30 protein-coding genes are annotated in these 24,452 nt (G+C 32.7%); 26 read left to right on the top strand and 4 right to left on the bottom strand.

Annotated features, from left to right (window positions below):
- Window positions 1–222: 222 nt before the first annotated feature.
- Window positions 223–2,028 carry a sodium:solute symporter gene (locus tag Q0822_RS17965; protein ID WP_299126349.1) on the top strand — a complete coding sequence of 602 codons (1,806 nt, stop codon included), beginning with the start codon at window positions 223–225 and terminating at the stop codon, window positions 2,026–2,028.
- The gene (locus tag Q0822_RS17960) at window positions 2,028–3,005 is read left to right on the top strand and encodes a Gfo/Idh/MocA family oxidoreductase (RefSeq protein ID WP_299126348.1); all 978 of its coding nucleotides are present in this window, start codon (window positions 2,028–2,030) and stop codon (window positions 3,003–3,005) included. The genes Q0822_RS17965 and Q0822_RS17960 overlap by 1 nt, the downstream gene beginning before the upstream one ends.
- A gap of 221 nt (window positions 3,006–3,226) precedes the next feature.
- Here the strand turns inward: Q0822_RS17960 and Q0822_RS17955 are convergent, their stop codons facing one another.
- The gene (locus tag Q0822_RS17955) at window positions 3,227–4,075 is read right to left on the bottom strand and encodes a DUF2911 domain-containing protein (RefSeq protein WP_299126346.1); all 849 of its coding nucleotides are present in this window, start codon (window positions 4,073–4,075) and stop codon (window positions 3,227–3,229) included.
- Window positions 4,076–4,240: 165 nt separating this feature from the next.
- Here Q0822_RS17955 and Q0822_RS17950 point away from each other — a divergent pair, with 165 nt between their 5' ends.
- From Q0822_RS17950 to Q0822_RS17835, 24 genes are all read left to right on the top strand, one after another.
- The gene (locus Q0822_RS17950) at window positions 4,241–4,567 is read left to right on the top strand and encodes a metalloregulator ArsR/SmtB family transcription factor (RefSeq protein ID WP_299126344.1); all 327 of its coding nucleotides are present in this window, start codon (window positions 4,241–4,243) and stop codon (window positions 4,565–4,567) included.
- Window positions 4,568–4,603: 36 nt separating this feature from the next.
- Entirely contained in the window at window positions 4,604–5,173 is a 570-nt protein-coding gene (locus Q0822_RS17945) for a hypothetical protein (protein WP_299126342.1), read from the top strand.
- A gap of 13 nt (window positions 5,174–5,186) precedes the next feature.
- On the top strand, window positions 5,187–5,654 hold the full coding sequence (locus Q0822_RS17940) for a DUF6428 family protein (RefSeq protein ID WP_299126341.1): 468 nt from the start codon (window positions 5,187–5,189) through the stop codon (window positions 5,652–5,654).
- A gap of 23 nt (window positions 5,655–5,677) precedes the next feature.
- Window positions 5,678–6,292: a protein-tyrosine-phosphatase gene (locus Q0822_RS17935; RefSeq protein WP_299126339.1), complete on the top strand. Its 615-nt coding sequence runs from the start codon at window positions 5,678–5,680 to the stop codon at window positions 6,290–6,292.
- A 5-nt stretch (window positions 6,293–6,297) separates the two neighbouring features.
- Window positions 6,298–7,353, top strand: a complete 1,056-nt coding sequence (arsB, locus tag Q0822_RS17930; RefSeq protein ID WP_299126338.1) for an ACR3 family arsenite efflux transporter — start codon at window positions 6,298–6,300, stop codon at window positions 7,351–7,353.
- Window positions 7,354–7,447: 94 nt separating this feature from the next.
- On the top strand, window positions 7,448–8,104 hold the full coding sequence (locus tag Q0822_RS17925) for a TetR family transcriptional regulator C-terminal domain-containing protein (RefSeq protein WP_299126336.1): 657 nt from the start codon (window positions 7,448–7,450) through the stop codon (window positions 8,102–8,104).
- A 22-nt stretch (window positions 8,105–8,126) separates the two neighbouring features.
- Window positions 8,127–9,437: an AarF/UbiB family protein gene (locus tag Q0822_RS17920; RefSeq protein ID WP_299126334.1), complete on the top strand. Its 1,311-nt coding sequence runs from the start codon at window positions 8,127–8,129 to the stop codon at window positions 9,435–9,437.
- On the top strand, window positions 9,438–10,076 hold the full coding sequence (locus Q0822_RS17915) for a flavin reductase (RefSeq protein WP_299126332.1): 639 nt from the start codon (window positions 9,438–9,440) through the stop codon (window positions 10,074–10,076).
- On the top strand, window positions 10,076–11,494 hold the full coding sequence (locus Q0822_RS17910) for an SDR family oxidoreductase (protein ID WP_299126331.1): 1,419 nt from the start codon (window positions 10,076–10,078) through the stop codon (window positions 11,492–11,494). Before Q0822_RS17915 ends, Q0822_RS17910 begins: the two co-directional genes overlap by 1 nt.
- The gene (locus Q0822_RS17905; protein ID WP_299126329.1) at window positions 11,491–11,634 is read left to right on the top strand and encodes a DUF2256 domain-containing protein; all 144 of its coding nucleotides are present in this window, start codon (window positions 11,491–11,493) and stop codon (window positions 11,632–11,634) included. Before Q0822_RS17910 ends, Q0822_RS17905 begins: the two co-directional genes overlap by 4 nt.
- Window positions 11,610–12,917: a DASH family cryptochrome gene (locus Q0822_RS17900; protein WP_299126328.1), complete on the top strand. Its 1,308-nt coding sequence runs from the start codon at window positions 11,610–11,612 to the stop codon at window positions 12,915–12,917. Before Q0822_RS17905 ends, Q0822_RS17900 begins: the two co-directional genes overlap by 25 nt.
- Window position 12,918: 1 nt before the next feature.
- A complete protein-coding gene (locus tag Q0822_RS17895) occupies window positions 12,919–14,388 on the top strand; it encodes a cryptochrome/photolyase family protein (RefSeq protein ID WP_299126325.1) in 1,470 nt (489 codons plus the stop codon).
- Window positions 14,388–15,878, top strand: coding sequence for an FAD-binding domain-containing protein (locus tag Q0822_RS17890; RefSeq protein ID WP_299126323.1), 1,491 nt, complete (start codon window positions 14,388–14,390; stop codon window positions 15,876–15,878). The genes Q0822_RS17895 and Q0822_RS17890 overlap by 1 nt, the downstream gene beginning before the upstream one ends.
- Window positions 15,879–15,979: 101 nt before the next feature.
- Window positions 15,980–16,411: a hypothetical protein gene (locus Q0822_RS17885; protein WP_299126321.1), complete on the top strand. Its 432-nt coding sequence runs from the start codon at window positions 15,980–15,982 to the stop codon at window positions 16,409–16,411.
- Window positions 16,408–16,680, top strand: a complete 273-nt coding sequence (locus Q0822_RS17880) for a TIGR03643 family protein (RefSeq protein ID WP_299126320.1) — start codon at window positions 16,408–16,410, stop codon at window positions 16,678–16,680. The genes Q0822_RS17885 and Q0822_RS17880 overlap by 4 nt, the downstream gene beginning before the upstream one ends.
- A gap of 55 nt (window positions 16,681–16,735) precedes the next feature.
- The gene (gene folE / locus Q0822_RS17875) at window positions 16,736–17,428 is read left to right on the top strand and encodes a GTP cyclohydrolase I FolE (protein WP_299126318.1); all 693 of its coding nucleotides are present in this window, start codon (window positions 16,736–16,738) and stop codon (window positions 17,426–17,428) included.
- Between the two features lie 10 nt (window positions 17,429–17,438).
- The gene (locus Q0822_RS17870) at window positions 17,439–17,666 is read left to right on the top strand and encodes a hypothetical protein (RefSeq protein ID WP_299126316.1); all 228 of its coding nucleotides are present in this window, start codon (window positions 17,439–17,441) and stop codon (window positions 17,664–17,666) included.
- A 4-nt stretch (window positions 17,667–17,670) separates the two neighbouring features.
- Window positions 17,671–18,357: an SDR family oxidoreductase gene (locus tag Q0822_RS17865; RefSeq protein WP_299126315.1), complete on the top strand. Its 687-nt coding sequence runs from the start codon at window positions 17,671–17,673 to the stop codon at window positions 18,355–18,357.
- Between the two features lie 4 nt (window positions 18,358–18,361).
- Window positions 18,362–18,901, top strand: a complete 540-nt coding sequence (locus Q0822_RS17860) for a glutathione peroxidase (protein WP_299126314.1) — start codon at window positions 18,362–18,364, stop codon at window positions 18,899–18,901.
- A gap of 6 nt (window positions 18,902–18,907) precedes the next feature.
- On the top strand, window positions 18,908–19,075 hold the full coding sequence (locus tag Q0822_RS17855) for a Lacal_2735 family protein (RefSeq protein ID WP_299126313.1): 168 nt from the start codon (window positions 18,908–18,910) through the stop codon (window positions 19,073–19,075).
- 4 nt (window positions 19,076–19,079) lie between these two features.
- Window positions 19,080–19,544, top strand: coding sequence for a TspO/MBR family protein (locus Q0822_RS17850; RefSeq protein WP_299126312.1), 465 nt, complete (start codon window positions 19,080–19,082; stop codon window positions 19,542–19,544).
- Between the two features lie 35 nt (window positions 19,545–19,579).
- Entirely contained in the window at window positions 19,580–20,041 is a 462-nt protein-coding gene (locus Q0822_RS17845) for an SRPBCC family protein (protein WP_299126310.1), read from the top strand.
- A gap of 3 nt (window positions 20,042–20,044) precedes the next feature.
- Window positions 20,045–21,349 (top strand): deoxyribodipyrimidine photo-lyase, encoded by a 1,305-nt coding sequence (locus Q0822_RS17840; RefSeq protein ID WP_299126308.1) that lies wholly within the window; start codon window positions 20,045–20,047, stop codon window positions 21,347–21,349.
- A gap of 243 nt (window positions 21,350–21,592) precedes the next feature.
- Window positions 21,593–21,955: a nuclear transport factor 2 family protein gene (locus Q0822_RS17835; RefSeq protein WP_299126306.1), complete on the top strand. Its 363-nt coding sequence runs from the start codon at window positions 21,593–21,595 to the stop codon at window positions 21,953–21,955.
- 69 nt (window positions 21,956–22,024) lie between these two features.
- Here the strand turns inward: Q0822_RS17835 and murA are convergent, their stop codons facing one another.
- The 3 genes from murA to Q0822_RS17820 form a co-directional block, all read right to left on the bottom strand.
- On the bottom strand, window positions 22,025–23,341 hold the full coding sequence (gene murA / locus Q0822_RS17830; RefSeq protein ID WP_299126304.1) for a UDP-N-acetylglucosamine 1-carboxyvinyltransferase: 1,317 nt from the start codon (window positions 23,339–23,341) through the stop codon (window positions 22,025–22,027).
- A 6-nt stretch (window positions 23,342–23,347) separates the two neighbouring features.
- The gene (locus Q0822_RS17825; protein WP_299126302.1) at window positions 23,348–24,004 is read right to left on the bottom strand and encodes a DUF4290 domain-containing protein; all 657 of its coding nucleotides are present in this window, start codon (window positions 24,002–24,004) and stop codon (window positions 23,348–23,350) included.
- 90 nt (window positions 24,005–24,094) lie between these two features.
- Window positions 24,095–24,388 (bottom strand): DUF493 family protein, encoded by a 294-nt coding sequence (locus Q0822_RS17820; protein WP_299126301.1) that lies wholly within the window; start codon window positions 24,386–24,388, stop codon window positions 24,095–24,097.
- Between the last annotated feature and the right edge of the window lie 64 nt (window positions 24,389–24,452).

Below are 24,452 nucleotides of genomic sequence, written 5' to 3'. Positions count from 1 at the left end.
CCTAGCAACCAAAAATCACATCCAATACAACTAACAACTAACAACTAACAACTAACAACTAACAACTAACAACTAACAACTAACAACTAATTTAAATTATGAATGACCAAAATCAGCCTCAGCCAAAACAAAAATGGAGTAAAATGTACACTGCAGTTTTAATAGCTAATGCACTTTATATTGTTTTATTCTACTTTATAACCGCATCATTCGCATAAATACATGCAAACATTAGATTGGATTGACTGGACCGTTTTAATAGTCACCTTAGCCACAATTGTAGGCTATGGAACTTGGAAAACCAGAGGTCAAAAGAATGCGCAAGATTACATAAAAGGAGGTAATACTTCAAAATGGTGGACGATAGGTCTATCTGTAATGGCAACCCAAGCCAGTGCAATCACTTTCCTTTCTACAACTGGCCAAGCATTTTCCGATGGCATGGGATTTGTTCAATTTTATTTTGGACTTCCAATTGCGATGGTGATAATATGTTTGGTATTTATTCCGCTATATCATCGGCTTAAGGTTTATACAGCATACGAATTTTTAGAAAATCGTTTCGATCTTAAAACACGAAGTCTAACAGCCATTCTCTTTTTAATTCAACGTGGATTAGCAGCAGGAATTACCATTTTTGCTCCAGCTATTATTCTTTCGGTTGTCTTAGGCTGGAATATTGTAACGCTCAATATTGTCATTGGAGTCTTAGTCATTATCTACACCGTTTCTGGCGGAACTAAAGCTGTTACTGTAACTCAGAAACAGCAGATGTTTGTGATTTTCGCTGGTATGCTGGCTGCCTTATTTATCATTATTAATTTAATTCCGGATGAAGTTTCTTTTAAGGATGCCATAGATATTGCTGGTGCAACTGGCAAAATGGAAGTCTTAGATTTCTCCTTCGACTTAGAAAATAGATATACTGTTTGGACTGGGCTTATTGGCGGTACATTTTTAATGCTATCGTATTTCGGCACTGATCAAAGCCAGGTGCAACGTTACCTTTCTGGTAAATCCATGAAAGAAATGCAAATGGGTTTGCTTTTTAATGGTTTATTAAAAGTGCCAATGCAGTTCTTCATTTTACTTGTTGGTGTAATGGTGTTTGTGTTTTATCAATTTAATCCGGCTCCACTAAATTTTATTGATGCTTCAACACAAACCGTTTTAGCTTCAGAATATGGTGATGATTATAGAGCGCTTCAAGAAAAACAAAAGGCTTTATTTTCAGATAAACAGACCTATAGTTTAGCCTATTCTAAGAATGAAAATCCAACTACTAAACAACAACTTTTCGTATTAGATAGCATTGAAAAATCATATCGATTAGAATCAAAATTCTTAATTAAAAAAGCAGTAGATGCTGAATATACTTCAGAATACAATTCACTTCAAAAAGAACTAGAAGCTTTAAAGTCCAATATAAAAAGTGAAGCTTATATCGCAAAGTCAGCGGAATTAACTGCACTTTATAAAGATTCAGCAAAAGACACGCAGACCAATGACAGAGATTATATGTTCATTCGATTTATACTAAACCACTTACCTACTGGACTAATAGGTTTACTTTTGGCTGTGATACTTTCGGCTGCCATGTCTTCAACAGCTTCCGAGATAAATGCTTTAGCAACCATTACATCAATTGATTTATATGGCAGAAATCTTAAAGAAGACAAAGGCGAAGCGCATATGGTAAAAATGACTAAATGGTTTACATTTGGTTGGGGAATTGTAGCTATCATCATTGCTTGTTTTGCAGATTTAGCAGAGAATCTTATTCAGTTAGTAAACATTATTGGTTCAATATTTTATGGCAATGTATTAGGCATATTTTTATTAGCCTTCTTCTTTAAATATATTAAAGGTAATGCTGTATTTGTAGGAGCACTCATCACACAAGCCATTGTAGTTGTTGGCTGGTGGTTTGATTGGATGCCATATTTATGGCTAAACCTTTTCGGTTGTGTTGTCGTAATATTTATCGCGCATGTTCTACAATTCTTATTACCTAAAAAGATAGTGTAGTGAATTCTAAAATTATTAATTGGGGAATTATTGGCGCTGGTAAAATCGCAGCTACTTTCGCTACAGATTTAAATGAAATGGCTGATGCAAAACTATATGCTATTGCCTCCAGAGATTTAGATAAAGCAAAAGAATTTGGGTTACAATTTCATACCAATGTAGCTTATGGTAATTATGAAGAACTTGTAGATGACCCAAATATTGATGCTATTTATATTGCTACTCCTCACAGTTTTCATAAAACGCATACATTATTATGCTTAAACCATAAAAAACCTGTTCTATGCGAAAAGCCATTCGCTATGAATTTAGGAGAGGTGAATGAAATGATTGAAAGCTCAAAACAAAACAACACGCTTTTGATGGAAGCCCTTTGGACTGCTTTTTTACCTCATTTTCAATATGTACAAGATTTAATTGATCAAAGCCATTTCGGAAATGTTTTAAAACTTGAAGCTGATTTTGGTTTTCATCCTCAATACGACCAGAATTCTAGGTTATTTGACAAATCCGTTGGCGGAGGCAGTTTATTAGATATTGGAATTTACCCGATATTTGCAGCTTTATGGACTTTAGGACAACCCAATTCTATTGAAGCTAACGCTCGTTTTTTTGACACTGGAGCGGATTCAGAATGTAAAATGATATTCCATTATGATTGTTGTCAAGCTGTTTTAAAAAGCACGCTTTTAAAAGAAACAAAAACCGAAGCTGTCTTCACTTGCGAAAAAGGTACAATCAAAATCAATGGTCGTTTTCACGAACCCTCAACAGTTACACTAATTGATAAACATGGTCATTCAGAATTAAAAACTTTCGATTATAAAACCATTGGCTACAATTACGAGATTGAACATTTTAATCAATTAATTAGAAATGGCAAGACAGAAAGTGATCTTATGACTTTTGAGCGCAGTAGAGAATTGATATCCAAATTAGATCAAGTTAGAGAACTAATTGGTTTACAATACACATAAGTCGCAATGTTATTCCTAGGCAGCAAGACGTTGCAAATGCTTAACATTCACGATCACCAAAAAACAATAATTAGTATTGAGCAATCTCTCAAAGTAAAATTAAAACCAATAGACAGGTTGAGGTGCTCTACTCACAACTAGATTTCAATTTATAACAAGAAAGCGCAACTCAATGAGTTGCGCTTTATCTAATTTCTATTATTTAGAATCTCTTCTATAATTTACATAGCTCCCCATTCTTTTAAAGAATCTTCATTCATTTTTATATAACCATTATTTTTAGCTTTCTTAGCACCTTCCAAAGATTTCTTTGCAGCAGCAATAGCACCTTTCTTGTCACCATTAGCAGCATGGATTAAGGATTGTTGTCTTAAATACCAAAAACGCGGTTGCTCTTTAGTCATCTCAACAGCCTTATCAATCCATTTCATGGCTTTATCTAATTCTTTATTTGCCGATAAATAATATACAGCTGCAGAGTAATAATCATTAGCGCCAGGACCAGCCATCATTTTATCAATATCTGCAGATACTTTAGCATCGGTAGGAACAGAAAATGGAATCGCTACATAACTTTTTTCCCATATCATGTCAATAGTTCCACCATTATTAGTAATGTTATTAATGTCTATAGTAAAAGTCTCTACACTAAATGGAATTTCCATCACATCAACTTTTATAGACGCCGCAACTTTGCTGTCATCCCACTCTCTAGGCGTTCCCCAATTATTGGTATCTGTATAGAACATTACTTCCCAAGTTTTCTCTTCTAACTTGGTAAACATTGCATATTTACCTGCTTTTAGAGTATCATTAGCAATAACAATGTCGTCACTAAATTCTATTGTCGTGTTAGCATTTGCTCCAGTTCTCCAAACCGTTCCATATGGTTCTAATTCACCAAATATCTTTCTTCCTTTTACTCCAGGTCGAGAATATTCGATAGTAACATCTGTTAAACCTACCTTCTGCTCCACTTTACTAAATGGACTAGGTTGTGGTGTTTCTAATTGGGCATTTACAGAAAACATTAATGTTAACGCGAACGCAAAAAGTACTAATTTCTTCATTTTGTATGGTGTTAGTGATTGTTTTTAAAGTGTCGTAAAGTTACAATTTAACAAAAGTCATATATGTTAAGGAATCCTTAAAAGAAGAAAACAGAAATTTATGAGAAAATAATAAGCTGAATTCAACTATTAATCGTAATATTGCAATATAATGATATATAAGCAATGGGATTAACTAAGAGTGAAATATTTACAGATCAACAAAATGAGATTTCTAACATTGCAAAAGTGTTTGGACATCCTGCAAGAGTTGCGATACTTCAATATTTATTTAAGACAAATTCTTGTATTTGTGGTGATCTAGTGGACAAAATTGGTTTAGCTCAACCCACAATTTCTCAACATCTAAAAGAACTAAAAAACATAGGTCTCATAAAAGGAAATATTGAAGGTACTAGTGTTTGCTATTGTATTGATGAAGTCAACTGGACTAAAATGAAAATAGTAATATCGGAATTTCTAGATCAGGATATAAATATGAACTGTTGCTAGAAAAAGAATAACTATAACTACAAATAAAATAAAACTATGGAAATTTTATTCTTCTTATCAATAATCTGCCTTATGGTCTTTATGATATTGGCAACTTACGATGGTGCATATTTACACTTATGGAAATACGAACTTTTTAATAGAGACGAAAGCTTGTTTGAGCACAAAACTCATACAGTAAGAGCATTATTATTTCCTATTATAGTCTATTTATTATTCGTAGACACAAGTATTATTGGATTCTGGATAGGTCTTGTACTTGTATTATCCGACCTTATAGTCTTGGGAATAGACGCCTATTCAGAAAAAGAAAGCAGAAGCTTTATGAATGGTTTACCTCAATGGGAATACATCCTACATATCTTTGCCAATAGTTTTCATTTTGCTGCCATCATTTTAATAGTTGCAGCAAGAATAGAAATAACAAACAATGGTATCTTCTACTCTACTGATTTTATGATACGTAGCAATTTTGAAACCGTTCAGCTAATTGCTATAAATATATTGCCTGGTGGAATTATATTGGGACTGATTCATCTCCTATTAAATTTCGAAGTCGGAAAACAACTATGGAGTAGTAATCGAATAAAAATAACATGTTGTTAAAAAATAAAAACATATGAAACTTTCAGAAATTAAAACAAAATTAAATCAGTTAAAAACCATAGCGTTTCAATTACCAAATGGAACTTTAGTGCCTAATCACTTCCATGTTACAGAAGTTGGGAAAATCTCAAAACACTTTATCGATTGTGGCGGAACGATAAGACAAGAAGAAGTTGCTAATTTTCAACTTTGGGAAGCAAATGATTATGATCACAGGCTACATCCTGAAAAACTACTAAGCATTATCGAATTATCTGAAAAGGTACTAAACATCGGAGATTTAGAGATTGAAGTGGAATATCAAAGTGATACCATTGGCAAGTTTGGGTTAGATTTTGATGGCACCAACTTTCTACTAACAATAAAACAAACCGATTGTTTAGCCAAAGATAATTGTGGTGTACCACAAGAAAAACCTAGAGTTAAACTTTCGGAACTTCAAAATGCATCTTGCTGCACACCAGACTCTGGTTGTTGTTAACCTTAATAAAACAAAGTAAATTTATGATATATCCTCAAATAGTATCTCAAATCAAAGATTTAGATATCAATTTAATTTCAGACGAACGCAAAACTATTCTTGAACCCTTAATCGATTTTGTTAAAGAAAAAACAGAGCAAGATCAAATCATAAATCTCAATTTTATTTGTACCCACAATTCGCGAAGAAGCCATTTATCTCAGGTTTGGGCACAGACAATGGCTAGTTATTTTAGCATAAAAAATGTGTTTTGTTATTCTGGCGGAACCGAAGCAACTGCCCTGTTTCCATCTGCAGCTGAAGCTTTAGAAAACTCTGGATTTAAAATTAAGAAATTATCAACTGAATCTAATCCTGTTTACGCTATAAAGTATTCAGAAACTGATCATCCCATTATTGGTTTTTCAAAAACTTTTGATGCCGAATTTAATCCAGCGTCGAATTTCGCAGCCATCATGACCTGCTCTAGCGCAGATAAAGGTTGTCCATTTATTGCTGGTGCAGAACAACGAATTCCAGTGACTTTTGAAGATCCAAAAGCTTTTGATAATACTCCGCAACAAGCAGAGAAATACAAAGAACGTAGCCTACAAATTGCTACTGAATTAAAGTATGTTTTTTCTAGTCTTAATAAATAATTGTAATGACAAAAGTTAAGAAGAAGCTCAGTTTTTTAGACAGTTACCTCACTTTATGGATATTTATAGCCATGGCTATTGGAGTTGGCATTGGCTATTTTATACCTTCCTTTCCAAAATTCTTAGATTCATATAGTAGTGGCACAACTAATATTCCTATTGCTATTGGCTTAATTTTAATGATGTATCCACCATTAGCAAAAGTCAATTATGCATTGTTACCTAAGGTTTTTAAGGACACCAAAATCTTGTCTATATCTTTAGTTTTAAACTGGATTATTGGTCCTGTTTTAATGTTCATTTTAGCAATAACCTTTCTACAAGATTACCCAGAATATATGGTTGGTCTAATTCTCATTGGTTTAGCACGTTGTATTGCAATGGTTTTAGTTTGGAACGATTTAGCGGAAGGTAGTAGCGAATATGGAGCAGGACTTGTAGCTTTAAATAGTATTTTTCAGGTATTTGCTTATAGTTTTTATGCTTATTTGTTTATTACCGTGCTTCCACCCTATTTTGGATTTGAAGGAGCTATTGTAGATATATCAATTGCTACTATTGCAGAAAGTGTTGCTATTTATTTAGGTATACCTTTCTTACTTGGCATTTTATCGCGTTTAATTTTGGTAAAACTAAAAGGTGAAGACTGGTACACAAAAAAGTTTATTCCCATGATATCGCCTTTAACCTTAATTGCTCTATTGTTTACAATTGTTGTTATGTTTTCTTTAAAAGGTGAACTTATCGTGGAAATACCAATGGATGTCCTCATCATAGCTGTTCCACTATTAATTTATTTTGCTATAATGTTTGTTATTGGCTTCTTTGTTAGCAAGGCCATGGGCGCAACTTATGATAAAAATGCAGCTATAGCTTTTACCGCAGCTGGCAATAACTTTGAGTTGGCAATTGCTGTAGCCATAGCAGTTTTTGGTTTAAATTCTGGACAAGCATTTGCTGGTGTTATAGGCCCTTTGGTTGAAGTACCTGCACTAATTCTCTTAGTTAGAGTGGCTTTTTGGCTTCGCAAAAAATACTATTTACCCCAAAACGAATTGTAAAAAGGAAGTATTTCTGAATTTGGTGTTAAAGTTTGTTTAACTATAATTACATATAGTTAAACAATTCTTATATTTGTCCTGTAAATCAATTACAATGGCAAAAAAGAAAAATATAAGACAGGCTGATATCATTTCATATTATATGGATTATGTTTTAACTCATAATCACAAACCAAAATCGGTATATGCATTTGCAAAAGACAATAATTTTGAAGAGCAAAAGTTCTATGAGTTTTTTAATTCTTTTGAATTACTTGAGCAATCGATTTTTAAGGTGTTTTTCGATAATACTTTAGAAGTGCTTCATAAAAGCGATGACTATCAATCTTTTGATGCTCGCAATAAACTATTGAGTTTCTATTTTACTTTTTTTGAGGTACTAACAGCAAATAGAAGCTACGTTATCCATGCTTTAGGTTCGGAAAAAAATCAACTGAAGTCTCTAAAAACATTATCTCATCTAAAGAAAAGTTTTACAAATTATATTGAGTTATTAGACATCAAAACTGTAGATCTTAAGCAAGAAAAACTTGTAAAGATTAAGAATAGAGGAGTTAAAGAGTCTGCTTGGTTTCAGTTATTAGTTACTATTAAATTTTGGATAGACGATACCTCAACCTCTTTTGAAAAGACAGATATTTTTATAGAAAAATCAGTTCAAGCAAGTTTTGATTTAATAGATACAACACCTTTGAAAAGTCTAATAGATTTTGGCAAATTCTTGTATAAAGAAAAAATCCACTCTAATTAATACTTAAATAAAAAAAGCATAAATGAACACCATAGATAGCATACCAATTACAAAAATTTCTAGAGCTAGTAAATTAGTAACTACAGGTGCAAAAGTAGGTGTTAACTACTTGAAGTATTATGGTGATAAAATGCTGAACTCTAAGGAAGATGCCAAAGAACGCCTCAATCAAAATAATGCAGAAGACATTTACGACAGCTTAAAAAAATTAAAAGGTAGTGCTCTTAAAGTCGCACAAATGTTAAGTATGGAAAAGAGCATATTGCCACAGGCATATGTAGAGAAATTTTCGTTATCGCAATTTTCTGTTCCGCCTTTGTCTCCGCCTTTAGTTATAAAAACATTTAAAAAATATTTTGGGAAACATCCCGAAGATATTTTTGATACTTTCAACGCAACTTCAGTAAATGCTGCCAGTATTGGCCAAGTCCATATTGCAGAAAAGGATGGGAATAAATTTGCTGTGAAAATCCAATATCCTGGAGTTGCGGAAAGTATTGCTTCTGATTTAGCATTGGTTAAGCCCATAGCTATTAAAATGTTCAATATTAAAGGAAAAGATTCGGATAAATATTTCAAAGAAGTTGAAAATAAACTTACAGAAGAAACAAATTATATCCTAGAAATAGAGCAAAGCAAAGCGGTTGTTGAAGCCTGTAAGCACATCCCAAATCTAAGGTTTCCAAAATATTACGAAGAGTTTTCATCAGAGCGCATTATCACTATGGATTATATGAAAGGTGAACATCTTTCGGAATTTGTAGCACATAACACTGACCAAGAAGTATCTAATCGTTTAGGACAAGCTTTATGGGATTTCTATATGTTCCAAATACACAAATTGAAAAAAGTACATGCAGATCCGCATCCTGGGAATTTTTTAATTTCTAAAGAAGGTGATTTAATTGCATTAGATTTTGGCTGTATGAAGTCAATTCCTGAAGAATTCTATAAACCATATTTTGAATTGGCTGAAGAGGATTGTATCAACAATTCGAAAACTTTTTCAGAAAAACTGTACGAATTAGAAATTCTACGTAAAGATGATTCTAAAGAAGAGATTGAATTTTTTAGTGGCATGTTTCATGAGCTTTTAAGTTTATTCACAAAACCATTCCATGTTGAAGAATTTGATTTTTCGAATCCAGAATTTTTCAATCAAATAACAGAGATGGGACAACGCTATTCTAAAAGCACAGAACTTAGAAACATGAATGGGAATCGAGGTTCAAAACATTTCATTTATATAAATAGAACGTTCTTTGGATTGTATAATTTAATGTTCGATTTAAAAGCTGAGCATGTAAAAATCAACAATTTTACAAATCTATAGATGACAGAATTTAGTAGCGATGATTTAGACCAAATGCATCATTTGTACAGAATCAACTTAATTAATAGTTGTTCAGGTTATAAGTCTGCAAACTTAATTGGTACTAAAAGTCATGATGGTATAAGTAATGTCGCTGTGTTTAGTTCTATCACCCATCTGGGCTCAAATCCTGCTTTATTAGGTTTTTTTTTAAGACCAACTACCGTGATGCGCAATACATATCATAATATAAAATCAACAGGGAAATACACCATTAATCATATTCATGATGAAATATTAGACGATGCGCATCACACTTCCGCCAAGTATGCCGAACATATTTCAGAATTTGATGCCACAAAATTAAATGAAGATTATAAAGATGGTTTCTTAGCACCTTTTGTAAAGGGTTGTCCAATTCAATTAGCAATGAGTTACGTTGAAGAATATCCTATTAAAGTTAATAATACGATTTTACTAATTGGAAAAATTGATAAATTGTATGTTCCTGATGAGCTATTAGAAAAAGATGGCTTCATTAATCTGTCTAAAGGAAAAGTAGCAACAATAAATGGTTTAGATGGCTATGCAGTACCTCAATTAAAAACCCGTTTAGAATATCAAAGGCCAAAACCACAGTTTGAAAAAAACAATGACTAATGCGAATATTAATCACAGGCACAACAGGCTATATAGCCAGAAGACTAGCACTTCAACTGCTCGAAGATAAGCATGAGCTGGTTTGCTGTGTACGTGATTTAAATCGTATTCCTGATGAAATTGAAGATAATCCACTTTGCACTTTTATTAAAGTCGATTTCTTAGATCCCGAGCCAAACAAAATTCCAAAGAATATTGATGCTGCCTATTATTTAATTCATTCTATGTCGACAGATTCAGATGATTTTGAAGACTTAGAGCGACAGTGTGCACAAAATTTTAAGAATCTTGTTTCAGCAACCAATTGTAAACAAGTCATATATTTAAGTGGTATTGTAAACGATGAATCACTATCCAAACATTTAAAATCGAGATTACAGGTAGAAAACACACTAAAATCCGATATCTATGCTTTAACCACATTTAGAGCTGGAATCATTGTCGGCAGTGGAAGTGCATCCTTTGAAATTATACGAGACATTGTAGAGAAGCTACCTTTTATGATTACACCAAGGTGGCTAAATACTAAGACGCAACCTTTGGGAATAAGAGATGTACTTACATTTTTGTCAGGTGGATTAGGTAAAGAAGAATTATATAACAACGCCTATGATATTTTTGGTCCTGAAGTCTTAACCTATAAAGAAATGCTACTTCAATTTGCTGAAGTAAGAGGGTTTAAACGTTATATCGTTACGCTTCCTGTATTGTCACCAAAACTATCTTCATATTGGTTGTATTTCGTTACTTCTACATCGTTTCAATTAGCTTCAGCCCTAGTAGATAGTATGAAAGTCGAAGTCATTGGTAAATCGAGCAACATAAACGAGATAATTGGTGTGAAACCAATGGATTATAAAACAGCTGTGAATTTAGCGTTTCAAAGAATAGAGCAAAATGCTGTAATATCAAGTTGGAAAGATGCAGTAAGTAGTGGACGATTTAAAGACCAATTATCTAAGCATATAGAGTTACCTCAATATGGTTGTTTCAAAGATGTAAGACACCGAAAGGTAATCGATGAGACTCATACCTTAAATAAAATCTGGAGTATTGGTGGAAGAAATGGCTGGTACAGTTTCAATGGATTATGGAAACTTAGAGGCTATATGGATAAACTTTTTGGAGGTGTTGGATTAAGACGCGGTCGAACAAGCGAGACGCATCTAGAAGCTGGAGACGCTTTAGATTTTTGGCGTGTTTTATATGCAAGCAAAGACGAAAAACGACTTTTATTGTTTGCTGAAATGCGTTTACCAGGAGAAGCATGGTTAGAATTCAAAATTGTAAAGGATCAATTATACCAGCGTGCCGTTTTCAGACCTAAAGGGGTTTGGGGCAGATTATATTGGTATATGGTTTTACCTTTTCATGCCTTTGTGTTCAGTGGAATGATAAACGCTTTGGTTAAAAAATGAAAACCGTAAAAAAGAAAAACCTTCCAACAAAAATTTGTCTTGTCTGCAACCGACCATTCTCATGGCGAAAAAAATGGAAAAAAGATTGGGACAATGTAAAATATTGTAGTGAAAGATGCAGAAGACAAAAAATAATATAAATCTAGTTTGGTTTAGAAATGATTTAAGAACTATTGACAACGCAGTTTTATTTGAAGCTCAAAAAAACTGCGACCAACTTATTGGCGTTTATTGTTTTGACCCACGCCTCTTCTCTCTTGATAAATTTGGGTTTAAAAAAACAGAAAAATATAGGGCTAAATTCTTAATTGAAACTATTCATAATTTAAAAAAACAACTGAATAATCTCAATGTTTATTTATTAGTTTTTAATGATTGTCCTGAAATTGTTATTCCTAAAATTTGTGATGAAAATAAAATAACTGACATATATCTTCAAAAGGAATGGACACAAGAAGAAGTGGACTCGGAAAGTTTGGTAAAATCGAAAACCAAACATGTAAAATGGCATCATATTCACAATCAATTTTTATTCCATCCTGACGATATAAATTTCGAGATTTCTAAAACGCCACACGTGTTTACGGTCTTTAGAAAAAAGCTTGAAAAATATGTTGAAATTCGTCCAGAGTTAAACATAATAAAGTTTTCTGAGGACAATAGAATTGATAATAACACTAAAATTCCTTCGCTCGAAATATTAGGATTTAAAGACTTTAAAACACATCCACATTCCGCTTTCCCGTTTAAGGGTGGTGAAACCAATGCGATAAAGCGACTTCAAAATTATTTTTTCAACACCAAAAAGTTAGGATTTTACAAAAAAACAAGAAACGGTTTAGTTGGTAAAGATTATAGTTCAAAATTTTCTCCTTGGTTAGCAAATGGATCAATCTCAGCAAGAACCATTTATTGGAAAGTTAAAAAATTTGAAGAACTACATTATAAAAATCAATCGACCTATTGGTTGATTTTCGAGTTGATTTGGAGAGATTACTTCAAGTATGTCTCTTTAAAGCATGGCAATCAGATTTTTAAGCTAGAAGGTATTTTAAAAAAGAATTATGATTGGGACTCAACCAAAACAAAAATTGAAAAATGGATGAGTGGAGAAACGTCTTTAGACTTCGTAAACGCTAATATGATAGAGCTAAAAGAAACAGGTTGGATGAGTAATAGGGGACGACAAAATGTGGCCTCATATTTCGCTAAAGAATTAGAACTAGATTGGCGAATCGGAGCTGCTTATTTCGAGTCTTTACTTATCGATTATGATGTTCATAGTAATTATGGTAATTGGATGTATGTTGCAGGAGTTGGTAATGACCCAAGAGACAGAAAGTTTAACGTTCAACTTCAAGCAGAACGATACGATACAAATGGAAAGTTTAGAAAACTTTGGTTACAACCTAGCCTATTTTAAAATGAAAGAAGCAGTCTTAATATTCCCACATCAACTATTTAAGAATTCACTAATTCTTAAACAAGATTGTGATATTTATTTAGTTGAGGAATTTTTGTTTTTTAAACATTATAAATTCCACAAACAAAAAATTGCTTTTCATCGTGCTACAATGAAAGCATATCAAGATTACTTGAAAAAGAAAGGTAAGACCATAAAATATGTTGACGCTACTAATAACCTGAGTGATGTGCGTAAGCTTATTCCAAAACTTATTGAAGACGGCATTGAAAAACTTCATATTACAGACCCAACCGACAATTGGCTTCAAAAGCATATTGATTCAACTACAGAATCCATAGAAATAGAGTGGTATGAAAATTCATTATTCATAAATTCAAAAGAAGATTTATCAACCTTTTTTAAACCAACAAAAAAGAAATTCTTTCAAACTTCATTTTACAAACAACAACGAAAAGATAGAGATGTTTTAATGGTTTCAGGTGAACCAGAGGGTGGAAAATGGACTTACGATTCTGACAACAGAAAAAAATATCCAAAAGAGAAAATTCCTCCTAGTATTCAATTTCCAGACACTACTGATTATCATAAAGAAGCCGAAAGCTATGTCAATGCACATTTTGCGAATCATTATGGAGAGTTAAGTGACTTCACCATCTACCCTATAGATTATAAAACTTCGGAAGCGTGGTTCCAACAATTCTTAGAAATTCGATTTCATGAGTTTGGAGTCTATGAAGACGCTATCGTAAAAGAAGAGCATTTTTTAAATCACAGCCTACTATCGCCTTTAATAAATGTCGGACTATTAGAACCAAAGTACGTTATATCCCAGGCTATAGCATATGCAAAAGAAAATGATATTCCATTAAATTCAACAGAAGGTTTTGTTCGCCAAATATTAGGATGGCGAGAATTTATACGTGGTATATACGAAGTGAAGGGTACCGAAGAACGCAATAAGAATTTTTGGAAATTCAATAGAAAAATCCCTAAGTCATTTTACGATGGTTCAACAGGAATTAAACCAATTGATGATGTCATAAAGAAAGTCTTAAAAACAGGTTATGCCCATCATATAGAACGTTTGATGATTTTAGGAAACTTCATGGTACTGTGCGAATTTGATCCAGACGATGTCTACAAATGGTTTATGGAATTATTTATTGATTCCTATGATTGGGTTATGGTACCTAATGTATATGGCATGAGTTTATATGCCGATGGTGGCTTAATGTCAACCAAGCCTTATATAAGTAGCAGCAACTATATTATGAAAATGAGTAATTATTCTAAAGGAAGTTGGCAGCCTATTTGGGATGGATTATTCTGGACATTTATGGATAAGCATAGAGAGTTCTTTTTAAGTAATCCACGGTTAGGAATGCTTATAAGAACATTCGATAAAATGAAACAAGAACCAAAGGAAAAGCACTTTGAGAACGCAAAAACTTTTTTAGAGCAATTATAATGTCAGCAAAAGAACATATCAATGTAGTTTGGCTAAAGCGAGATTTAAGACTTCAGGATAATGAAGCTATTTCTAATGCTTTAAAATCAGTAGAGCGAACGTTATTAATATATGTTTTTGAAAATATCATTTTAAATGATGAGCATTATAGTGAGCGTCATTTTAATTTTATAAAAGAGTCGATAAGAGATTTAAATAGACAGCTTTCAGAATACAATTCAAAAGTATTAACAGTTACTAGCGATATTACTAATGCTTTTAATCATCTTCAAGAATTCTACAAAATTGGTACTATTTATTCTCATGCTGAAACCGGATTATTAGTTACTTACAACAGAGACAAAGAATTTACGCGTTACTGCAGAAATAACTTTATAGACTGGGAAGAATCAAAAAATAATGGTGTTGAACGCGGTTTAGTAAACAGAGATAATTGGTTCGAAAATTGGGAAGCTTACATGAATCAAGAGCTTGAAACATTTCAACCAAAAGAGAAGCAGTTATTAAGTACTACTGAAATTGAAACTTTAGAAAACGTATTTACAGTTACTGTTTTAGACACAGAATCTAAAACAAAATTTCAAAAAGGCGGCAGTACTATAGGTTGGAAATATGCTAATTCATTTTTTGAAAGCAGACATGAAGACTACATGATCAATATTTCTAAACCAGAAGCTTCAAGAAGTAGTTGCAGTAGGATTTCGCCATATATCGCTTGGGGAAATTTATCTATTAGACAAGTATTTCAGAAAGGTCAAGCATTAAAAAATAACACAGAAAACAAAAGACATATTGGTGCCTTCATATCAAGATTACGATGGCAAGCTCATTTCATTCAAAAGTTTGAAATGGAACATACTATGGAAAATGCCAGTGTAAATAAGGGCTATCATAAATTAAAGAAAAGTATATCTGAAGACTATATAGAAGCATGGAAAACAGGGCAAACCGGATTTCCTTTATTGGACGCAAGTATGCGCTGTCTTATTGAAACTGGCTATGTAAATTTTAGAATGCGTGCTATGTTAGCATCATTTTTCACACATATACTCTGGCAACCATGGCAATCAGCTACGACGCATCTATCGCAACAATTCCTGGATTTTGAACCTGGAATACATTTTCCACAATTACAGATGCAAGCTGGTGAAACAGGGATTAATAATCTTAGAATTTACAATCCAACCACTAATAGTCTAAAACATGATCCTGATGCAGTTTTTATAAAGAAATGGGTACCTGAGCTTGCAACTTTAGATACAGCATTTATTCATGAGCCCTACTTAATGACAGATATGGAACAAAACTTCTACAGTTTTAAACTTGGAGACGATTATCCTTTTCCTATTGTAGATATTAAAGAAAATCGTAAGCGTGCAAGTGATATTCTTTGGAACATGAAAAAAGATACAGATGTTGTTCGTGAAAGTTTTAGAATACTTGAACGACATACACTAAGTGATAGAAACCGAATGCTCAAGAACGAATAGTCTTCTGAATTTTAAAGCTAATTCCTTACATTCTTAATTCTGTGTTAATTTTGTTTAAGTTTTAATTATAAACGTTAAACATTTTGTACATTTACTATGTAATGATACTAAATACAACACATAACAATCCTGAACACAAACAAATTATAGCTGACATTGTTGGTCATCAGTTTAGTTTGGTACAGAAATTGAAATTAGGAGGAGTGGGCTCAAAGCGTATGATAATTGACGATGTTAGTCCTAATATGAAATCCATGATGAATTTGGTATCTGATATAAATTATGCCAATATTGAATTGAGACCAAAAGGGATTTTGATCATGATTAATAAAGGTTTAAAAAACTTTACTTGGGTCATACCTTATTATCAATTGGTAGTCTATAAAACTAATGGTTCTAGTATTCATGCTCAAGGAAAATATATACAATTCAGAAACAGTAAAACTTTTAAAGAGAATAAAAAGTTCTTTAATAAATTACTAGATGAAAAGGTAAAATATGACATGCAATACGCCATGCCTCAGGACATATGAATTTAGAAATGAGAGACATTGATCGTGTTATTGAAATGGCATGGGAAGACAGAACACCATTTGATGCTATTACATTTCAATTTGGATTAAAAGAACAAGAGGTTATTAATTTAATGCGAAAAGAATTAAAACCTAGTAGCTTCAGATTATGGAGAGCACGAGTGCAAGGAAGAGCTACAAAACACAGTAAAAAAAGAACGTTTGACGAAGGCAGATTTAAATGCTCTAGACAAAGAACAATAACAAATAACTCTATTTCAAAACGTTAACACGTGCTTTGATTTAAGTTTGGAGTACTTAAAGCCAGCACATTAAAAAGATTCTATGAAAACAGAAACAATTTCCCAAAAAAATGGACATCAGCTAAATGGATTTAGTAATGAAGATATTGGTGATGACCATTTATTCACAAGTCTAGATACACCAATGAAGCCAAATGCTTTTGATATGTCTAATGATGAAAAAAAACAACGAATATCTATCTTATTTTCAGAAATAATGGATGTATTAGGTTTAGATTTAACTGACGATTCATTACAAGGCACACCAGATCGTGTAGCCAAAATGTACATAGAAGAAATTTTCTCAGGACTAGATCCTAAGAATAAACCTAAAGTGGCATTATTCGATAATAAGTATCAGTACAATCAGATGCTAGTTGAAAAAAATATTACATTTTATTCTAACTGCGAGCATCACTTTGTGCCGATCATTGGCAAAGCTCACATTGCTTACAAATCGTCAGGAAAAGTTATAGGACTTTCGAAATTAAACCGAATAGTTCAATATTACGCTAAACGACCACAGGTACAAGAGCGTTTAACAAATCAAATTGCCAACGAACTTAAAACTGTTTTAGAAACAGAAGACGTTGCTGTAATCATAGATGCTAAGCATTTGTGTGTGTCTTCTAGAGGTGTTAAAGATGATACCTCTGCAACAGTAACCACATATTACGGTGGTGAATTTAATACACCAGAGAAAATTTCAGAACTACAAAATTATATTAATAACTAAATAAATTGTTATGGATTTAATCAACAGAGCTCTAGAGTTTGAGCAACAAAAAAGAAAGTCACTATCTACTAGTGACCGCGTAAAGATGTCGAGAGAAGCAAAATCTTTGATTTTAGGTCTCAACGAAATTTACAAACAAAATAAAGATCAAAGCATCATGGAAATCATGAAACGCTTAACAGTTATAAAACAAAAAATTGAAAAACGTTTAAAGGGTCGCCCTTTAACAGCATTGTAACCAAATGAGCAGATTAATAGTGATTGGTGGAAGCAAAGGTATTGGCAATGCAATTGTCAGGTCTTTGCTTTCTTCTTATGATGAAGTGGTAAACATCAGTAGAACAGCACCAGAAGAAATACCGAGCAATTTAAAACATTATGATTGTGATGTCTTAAATGATGAATTACCAGACATAGAATCCGCAGATGGACTCGTGTATTGTCCTGGAAGCATCAATTTAAAACCCATAAATAGATTGAGCATTGATGATTTCAAAAATGATTTTGAGATTAACGTTTTAGGGGCGGTAAAAGCGGTACAAAAATACTTGCCAGCTTTAAAAAATGGTAGTAAACCATCTATTGTATTATTCAGCACAGTGGCAGCTAAGTTAGGAATGCCATTTCATGCAAGCGTGGCAGCATCAAAATCTGCAGTAGAAGGCTTAACGAAGTCGTTAGGCGCAGAGTTAGCGCCTACAGTACGTGTCAATGCAATTGCACCGACAGTAACTGACACCGAATTGGCATCAAAGCTATTGAGAAATGAACGCATGATTGAGAATATGAGTGATCGTCACCCACTAAAAAAATACTTACAACCGCAAGAAGTAGCTGATATGGCAGCATTTTTACTTTCAGAAAAAGCAGCATCACTCTCCGGTCAAGTTTTTCAGATGGATTGTGGTATTGTAAGTTTTAAACTATAATGATATGAATCCATTAAAAGCCTTTGTTGGCACAATTACAACAACAGATAATAATGTAACTCAAAAAGCCACACAGTCTATATATGATATAGAAATAAACAACCTTCAAGGACAACCAATAGATTTATCTAATTTTAAAGGAAAGAAAATTTTATTTGTCAATGTAGCATCAAAATGTGGATTTACACCTCAATACAGGGAGCTGCAAAAACTGCATGAAATATATCAAAACAATTTGGCTGTAATTGGTGTACCGTGTAATCAGTTCGGCAGGCAAGAACCAGGTAAATCGGAGGAAATACAAGAATTTTGTGAGAGAAACTATGGCGTATCTTTTTTAGTTACAGAGAAGATAAATGTTAAAGGTGATCAGCAACACCCGCTATATAAGTGGTTGACAAAAAAAGCAATCAATGGAAAACAAAACTCTACGATTAAATGGAACTTTCAGAAGTATATAATAGATGAAAATGGTGAGTTTTTGGACTACTACTACTCTATCACAAAACCTACTAATTCTCGTATTACTCAATATTTAAAATAATTATATATGTTTGGATTATTTAAGAAAACCTCAGAATTGGACAAACTTCAGAAACAGTATGAAAAGCTGATGGCAGACTGGCACAGACTTTCAACAACAAATAGATCTGAAAGTGATAAAAAATACGCTGAAGCACAAAAAATTATAGAACAGATTGAGGTTTTAAAACAATAGAATTTTGAAAAAAATCTATCTTCTAATATTATTCCTTGTTATCAATTTTGGAGGTTTAGCTATAGGTAGTTATTTAATGAATGATGGACCAACTTCTGTTTGGTACACAAGTCTCAATCAAGCTCCATGGACACCACCAGGCTGGGTTTTTGGTGTAGCTTGGACACTTATAATGATATGCTTTTCAATCTATTTAACTTATCTGTTTACTTATAGAACATCAAAATTTATTATTATCATTTACAGTATTGCTTTATTTTTAAATGTAAGTTGGAATTATATTTTTTTTAATCAGAACTTAGTAAATATTGCGCTTTTTACCATTATAGCGTTAACCTTAGTTATATTATATTTCTTTATAAGCTTTGGGGATGAAAAATTGAGCAAGATGAAATACCTCCTTCTCCCTTATATTATATGGTTATGTATTGCAACCTCACTAAACGGATATATAGCGTTTAATAACTAGTTCACAGAATACATTTAGCCGTCAAAAGAAACGAAATGAAAATATACACACTTCACAAGAAACAAAATTTACCTATATCAGTTGAGGAAGCTTGGGAATTCTTATCAAGTCCAAAAAACTTAAAAACCATAACGCCAGATTATATGGGTTTTAGTATTTTATCTGGTGCAGACAGACCAATGTTTTCTGGGCAAATTATACAATATATCGTAACTCCAGTTTTGGGTATAAAAACAAAATGGGTAACAGAAATTACCCATGTAAAAGACAAAGAATATTTTGTAGACGAACAACGTTTTGGACCTTATGCATTATGGCATCACAAACATTTCATAAAAGCTATTGATGGTGGTGTTGAAATGGAAGATATTATCGATTATAAAGTACCAATGGGAATTTTAGGACAACTGGTTCACCCTATATTAGTAAAGCCAAAACTTGAAGAAATTTTTAGCTATAGAACAAAAAAATTAGAGGAACTTTTTGGCAAATACTAATCTATGAATTATAAGGTTAACATTTTTTGGTTTAGACGAGACCTAAGACTAGATGATAATATCGGTTTTTACGAAGCGCTGAGAGGTGAAAATCCTGTATTACCAATTTTTATTTTTGATTCAGAAATCTTAGATAAACTTCCTAAAAACGATGCGCGCGTCACTTTTATACACCAGACACTCCAAACCATGAGACAAACTTTACAAAGCGAATACGACAGTAGTATTGCGATGTATCATGGTAAACCAAAAGAAATTTATGAAGAGTTATTAAAGGAGTTCAAAATTGATACAGTATACACCAATCACGATTATGAGCCTTATGCTAATGAACGTGATGAAGAGATTAGGAAACTCTTAGAAAAAAATAATATAGAATTTAAAACTTTCAAAGATCAAGTCATTTTCGAAAAAGATGAGGTGGTAAAAAAAGATGGCGATCCATATAAAGTTTATACTCCTTATATGCGAACTTGGAAAGAAAAATTTAAGACTATTGATTTAGAGATTTTCTATACTAATTCGTATTTAAACAATCTGGTTGAACATTCAAGACTGCCAAATTTAAGTCTATCTGATATTGGATTTGAAACATCTCAACAAAACATCTCGGAATATGAAGTAACACCAACTTTAATTCAACAATACGAAGACACCAGAAATTATCCTGCAAAAGACACAACCTCTAGATTAGGTACCCATTTACGTTTTGGAACTGTTAGTATACGGAAAATGATGAAAAAAGCAATTGCAGAAAAGAATGAAATCTTTTGGCAAGAACTGATTTGGCGTGAGTTTTTTATGCAAATACTTTGGCATTATCCACATACCAAAGACAAAGCTTTTAAAGCAAAATATGACAGAATAGAATGGAGAAATAATGAAGTCGAATTCAAAAAATGGTGCGAAGGTAAAACTGGTTACCCATTAGTTGATGCTGGTATGAGACAACTCAATAAAACAGGTTTTATGCACAATCGTGTACGAATGTTGGTTGGTAGTTTTCTTTGCAAACACTTATTAATTGATTGGCGTTGGGGAGAAGCTTATTTTGCAGAAAAACTGCACGATTATGAAATGGCTAGTAATGTCGGTAATTGGCAATGGGTTGCTGGTTCTGGTGTAGATGCCTCACCTTATTTTAGAATTTTCAATCCAACCTCTCAGATTAAGAAGTTTGATAAAAATCATGAATACATTAATAAGTGGGTTCCAGATTATCAAGAACTCACCTATCCAAAGCCGATAGTTGATCATAAGGAGGCTAGGGAACGTTGTTTAAAAACTTACAAATCTGCCATCAATTAACATAATTATTATAAAAAATATAAATTTTTAACATATAAATAAAATAATATCTAATAAATTACGTTAAAGCAAATGACGTGTAACGTCATTATCGAAATAACCATTTCTGTAAACAATTTTTAAGCTCTGACTAGTCATCAGAGCTTTTTTTCGTTTGCCAGTAACTTAATCATAACATTATTTTAAGATTTATCAATAGACTTTTGGTTAAATTTAGAGTACTAATTAAAAACCAAAAACAATATGAACACTTGGGATGTTGCCAAAAAATGGCAAGAAATGTGTAATAAAGGTGAAAACTTAGATTGCATCAACGAATTATACGCAGACAACGTAACTAGTAATGAAATGCCAGGAATGCCTGGAGAAAAAATAACTGGCAAACAAGAGGTATGGAATAAAAACAAAGAATGGTTAGATAATGTTACTGAATTTCATAGCAGCTCTATCAGTGAGCCTGTTGTGGCGGGAAATTACTTTACTACGAAAATGGATTTTGACGTCACTTTTAAAGACAGAGGAAGACAACAAATGGAAGAACTTGCAGTATTTGAAGTCAAAGACGGTAAAATTGTAAGTGAGCAGTTTTTATATTCTATGGAATAGTATTTTTTTAAGAAACTAAAAAGCTTCAAGTGAGTTCTTGAAGCTTTTTATATTTAGATCTATTAAATTCTAATTTCCTGCTACACGTTCAATCTTAGCACCTATAGCTCTCAAGCGCTCATCAATATTTTCATAACCTCTATCAATTTGCTCAATATTATGAATTATTGAAGTCCCTTTTGCAGATAATGCAGCGATTAACAATGAGACACCTGCTCTAATATCTGGCGAAGTCATTGTAGTCGCTTTTAGTGTTGATTTAAAATCATGGCCTATAATCGTAGCTCTATGAGGATCACAAAGAATAATCTTTGCTCCCATATCTATTAATTTATCAACGAAAAATAAGCGACTCTCAAACATTTTTTGATGTACTACAGCACTTCCACGAGCTTGTGTTAAAACCGTTAGGATTATACTCAATAAATCTGGAGTAAAACCTGGCCAAGGTGCATCAGCAATTGTTAAAATAGAGCCATCAATATAATTTTGGACTTCGTAACCATTGATATGTGCTGGTATATGAATATCATCGCCTTGACGTTCAATATTTATACCTATTTTTCTAAACACACTTGGTATTACACCCAAATCATCCCAACTTACGTTAGTAATTGTTAGCTCACTTTTAGTCATAGCCGCTAGCCCTATCCAACTACCTATCTCGATCATATCTGGTAACATTCTGTGTTCTGTTCCACCAAGTTCTTTTACACCCTCTATCTTTAAGAGATTAGAACCTACGCCAGAGATTTTTGCTCCCATACGATTCAACATCTTACATAATTGCTGTAAGTAAGGTTCGCAAGCTGCATTATATATTGTTGTTGTACCTTCTGCTAAAACAGCAGCCATTACGATATTTGCCGTTCCTGTTACAGAGGCTTCATCTAAAAGCATGTATGCGCCTTTTAGTTTTTTCGCTTCTACACCATAAAATAAGTCATCTCTGTTATAACGAAATTTAGCACCAAGGTTTATAAAACCTTCAAAATGCGTATCTAAACGACGACGTCCTATTTTGTCGCCACCTGGTTTCGGAATATAACCTTTTCCAAAACGCCCAAGCAAAGGACCAACTATCATTATAGAACCTCTCAACCCTTTTCCATCTTCTTTAAATTCAGCCGATTCTAAGTATTTTAAGTTGATTTCGTCTGACTTAAATGTAAAAGAGCCTTTACCAACTTTCTTAATTTTTACTCCTAACTTTTTTAATAAAGCAATCAGTTTATTTACATCAATAATATCTGGTATGTTATTTATCTTAACCTCTTCAGCAGTTAAAAGTACTGCACATAGGATTTGTAAAGCTTCATTTTTTGCTCCTTGAGGCTGAATTTTACCTTTAAGTTGGTGGCCGCCTTCAATTTTAAATGTACTCATTCGTGATTAGTAACGTTTTCTGTTATTGGAATATTTTTTCTTGTTTGAAGAATTCTTTTTATTCGAGCTACCTTTTCCTCCATACTTAGATTTAGTGCGCATTAAGCTAGAAGAATCACTTAAATCTTCATCACTATTCTTTAAGTTAATTTTGCCTCCTGAAAGCTCAAACAAATGATCAAAAATCACATCATCTTCTACAGTGTCTTTGTTCCAGTTAAGGAAACACTTTTTCATGTGGTTAGCAATTGTATACGTTAAAGCTTCTTTAAGTTCACCTTCTTCCCAACTTACGGCAACATCAATCATCGTTTTTATATTATTTCCATAGAAACGATATTTTGGATGATTTTGTGGATATTTTAAAGGTTCTGGTCTTGCTTCTATTTCTTCTTTTGAAGGCATACCGAAAGGAGAGTCAACATCTAAATCAAAATCAGCCATAATAAATAACTGATCCCATAATTTGTGCTGAAAATCTGGCACATCTCTTAAATGTGGCTGTAAGTTACCCATTACTGAGATAATCGCCTTTGAGACTTTATTTCGTTCTTCTTTGGTCTCGCGAGACTTAGCATAATTAATCATCTTCTGCAGATGACGTCCGTATTCTGGAATTATTAAATGCTCGCGTTCTGTGTTATATTCTAAATCGTCAATCAAAATTGTAAAGTGTGTAGTAAATAATAATAAAACCTGTAGTCTTTAGGTTTTGTTGCAAAGTACAAAAAAATACGAAGGGTATAATAAATTTTACAGAGAAATTACACCTTCAACATTTTCGGCTACCTCCTTGTATTTAGCTATAACAGCTTCAGGATTTTTCATCCTAACGTTTATAGAAACACTTGTATACTTTCCTTTTTTAGATTCATTAGTCGTAATAACTGCACCTAAATCGTTAAAAAGATCTTCAATATCCTTTATCCCTGTACCGTTGGAAAGTACAATAAATTTATATAAATATTCTGCTGGCCAAAGCGCTGTGTCGTATAATTGTGACTTTAGTTTTTCGTAAAACTCGTCTGTTTTTTTAGAACTATTCATGGTAAAATTTTTCAGTTGCAAAGATACGTTTAACTTTACATTTTTATCTTTTATTTTTATAGCA

The sequence above is a fragment of the uncultured Winogradskyella sp. genome, assembly GCF_947496485.1.
In the GTDB taxonomy this organism is placed as follows: Bacteria; Bacteroidota; Bacteroidia; order Flavobacteriales; family Flavobacteriaceae; genus Winogradskyella.
This window is presented reverse-complemented; position numbering and strand designations above follow the sequence as displayed.

Coding starts and splice junctions, on each gene's coding strand:
- Q0822_RS17885 (WP_299126321.1), top strand. CDS start 15,980: ATGATACTAAATACAACACATAACAATCCTGAACACAAACAAATTATA.
- Q0822_RS17895 (WP_299126325.1), top strand. CDS start 12,919: ATGAAAGAAGCAGTCTTAATATTCCCACATCAACTATTTAAGAATTCA.
- arsB (WP_299126338.1), top strand. CDS start 6,298: ATGACAAAAGTTAAGAAGAAGCTCAGTTTTTTAGACAGTTACCTCACT.
- Q0822_RS17950 (WP_299126344.1), top strand. CDS start 4,241: ATGGGATTAACTAAGAGTGAAATATTTACAGATCAACAAAATGAGATT.
- Q0822_RS17865 (WP_299126315.1), top strand. CDS start 17,671: ATGAGCAGATTAATAGTGATTGGTGGAAGCAAAGGTATTGGCAATGCA.
- Q0822_RS17945 (WP_299126342.1), top strand. CDS start 4,604: ATGGAAATTTTATTCTTCTTATCAATAATCTGCCTTATGGTCTTTATG.
- folE (WP_299126318.1), top strand. CDS start 16,736: ATGAAAACAGAAACAATTTCCCAAAAAAATGGACATCAGCTAAATGGA.
- Q0822_RS17955 (WP_299126346.1), bottom strand. CDS start 4,075: ATGAAGAAATTAGTACTTTTTGCGTTCGCGTTAACATTAATGTTTTCT.
- Q0822_RS17940 (WP_299126341.1), top strand. CDS start 5,187: ATGAAACTTTCAGAAATTAAAACAAAATTAAATCAGTTAAAAACCATA.
- Q0822_RS17860 (WP_299126314.1), top strand. CDS start 18,362: ATGAATCCATTAAAAGCCTTTGTTGGCACAATTACAACAACAGATAAT.
- Q0822_RS17890 (WP_299126323.1), top strand. CDS start 14,388: ATGTCAGCAAAAGAACATATCAATGTAGTTTGGCTAAAGCGAGATTTA.
- Q0822_RS17840 (WP_299126308.1), top strand. CDS start 20,045: ATGAATTATAAGGTTAACATTTTTTGGTTTAGACGAGACCTAAGACTA.
- Q0822_RS17965 (WP_299126349.1), top strand. CDS start 223: ATGCAAACATTAGATTGGATTGACTGGACCGTTTTAATAGTCACCTTA.
- Q0822_RS17835 (WP_299126306.1), top strand. CDS start 21,593: ATGAACACTTGGGATGTTGCCAAAAAATGGCAAGAAATGTGTAATAAA.
- Q0822_RS17855 (WP_299126313.1), top strand. CDS start 18,908: ATGTTTGGATTATTTAAGAAAACCTCAGAATTGGACAAACTTCAGAAA.
- Q0822_RS17905 (WP_299126329.1), top strand. CDS start 11,491: ATGAAAACCGTAAAAAAGAAAAACCTTCCAACAAAAATTTGTCTTGTC.
- Q0822_RS17880 (WP_299126320.1), top strand. CDS start 16,408: ATGAATTTAGAAATGAGAGACATTGATCGTGTTATTGAAATGGCATGG.
- Q0822_RS17900 (WP_299126328.1), top strand. CDS start 11,610: ATGCAGAAGACAAAAAATAATATAAATCTAGTTTGGTTTAGAAATGAT.
- Q0822_RS17935 (WP_299126339.1), top strand. CDS start 5,678: ATGATATATCCTCAAATAGTATCTCAAATCAAAGATTTAGATATCAAT.
- Q0822_RS17845 (WP_299126310.1), top strand. CDS start 19,580: ATGAAAATATACACACTTCACAAGAAACAAAATTTACCTATATCAGTT.
- murA (WP_299126304.1), bottom strand. CDS start 23,341: ATGAGTACATTTAAAATTGAAGGCGGCCACCAACTTAAAGGTAAAATT.
- Q0822_RS17920 (WP_299126334.1), top strand. CDS start 8,127: ATGAACACCATAGATAGCATACCAATTACAAAAATTTCTAGAGCTAGT.
- Q0822_RS17925 (WP_299126336.1), top strand. CDS start 7,448: ATGGCAAAAAAGAAAAATATAAGACAGGCTGATATCATTTCATATTAT.
- Q0822_RS17910 (WP_299126331.1), top strand. CDS start 10,076: ATGCGAATATTAATCACAGGCACAACAGGCTATATAGCCAGAAGACTA.
- Q0822_RS17870 (WP_299126316.1), top strand. CDS start 17,439: ATGGATTTAATCAACAGAGCTCTAGAGTTTGAGCAACAAAAAAGAAAG.
- Q0822_RS17820 (WP_299126301.1), bottom strand. CDS start 24,388: ATGAATAGTTCTAAAAAAACAGACGAGTTTTACGAAAAACTAAAGTCA.
- Q0822_RS17915 (WP_299126332.1), top strand. CDS start 9,438: ATGACAGAATTTAGTAGCGATGATTTAGACCAAATGCATCATTTGTAC.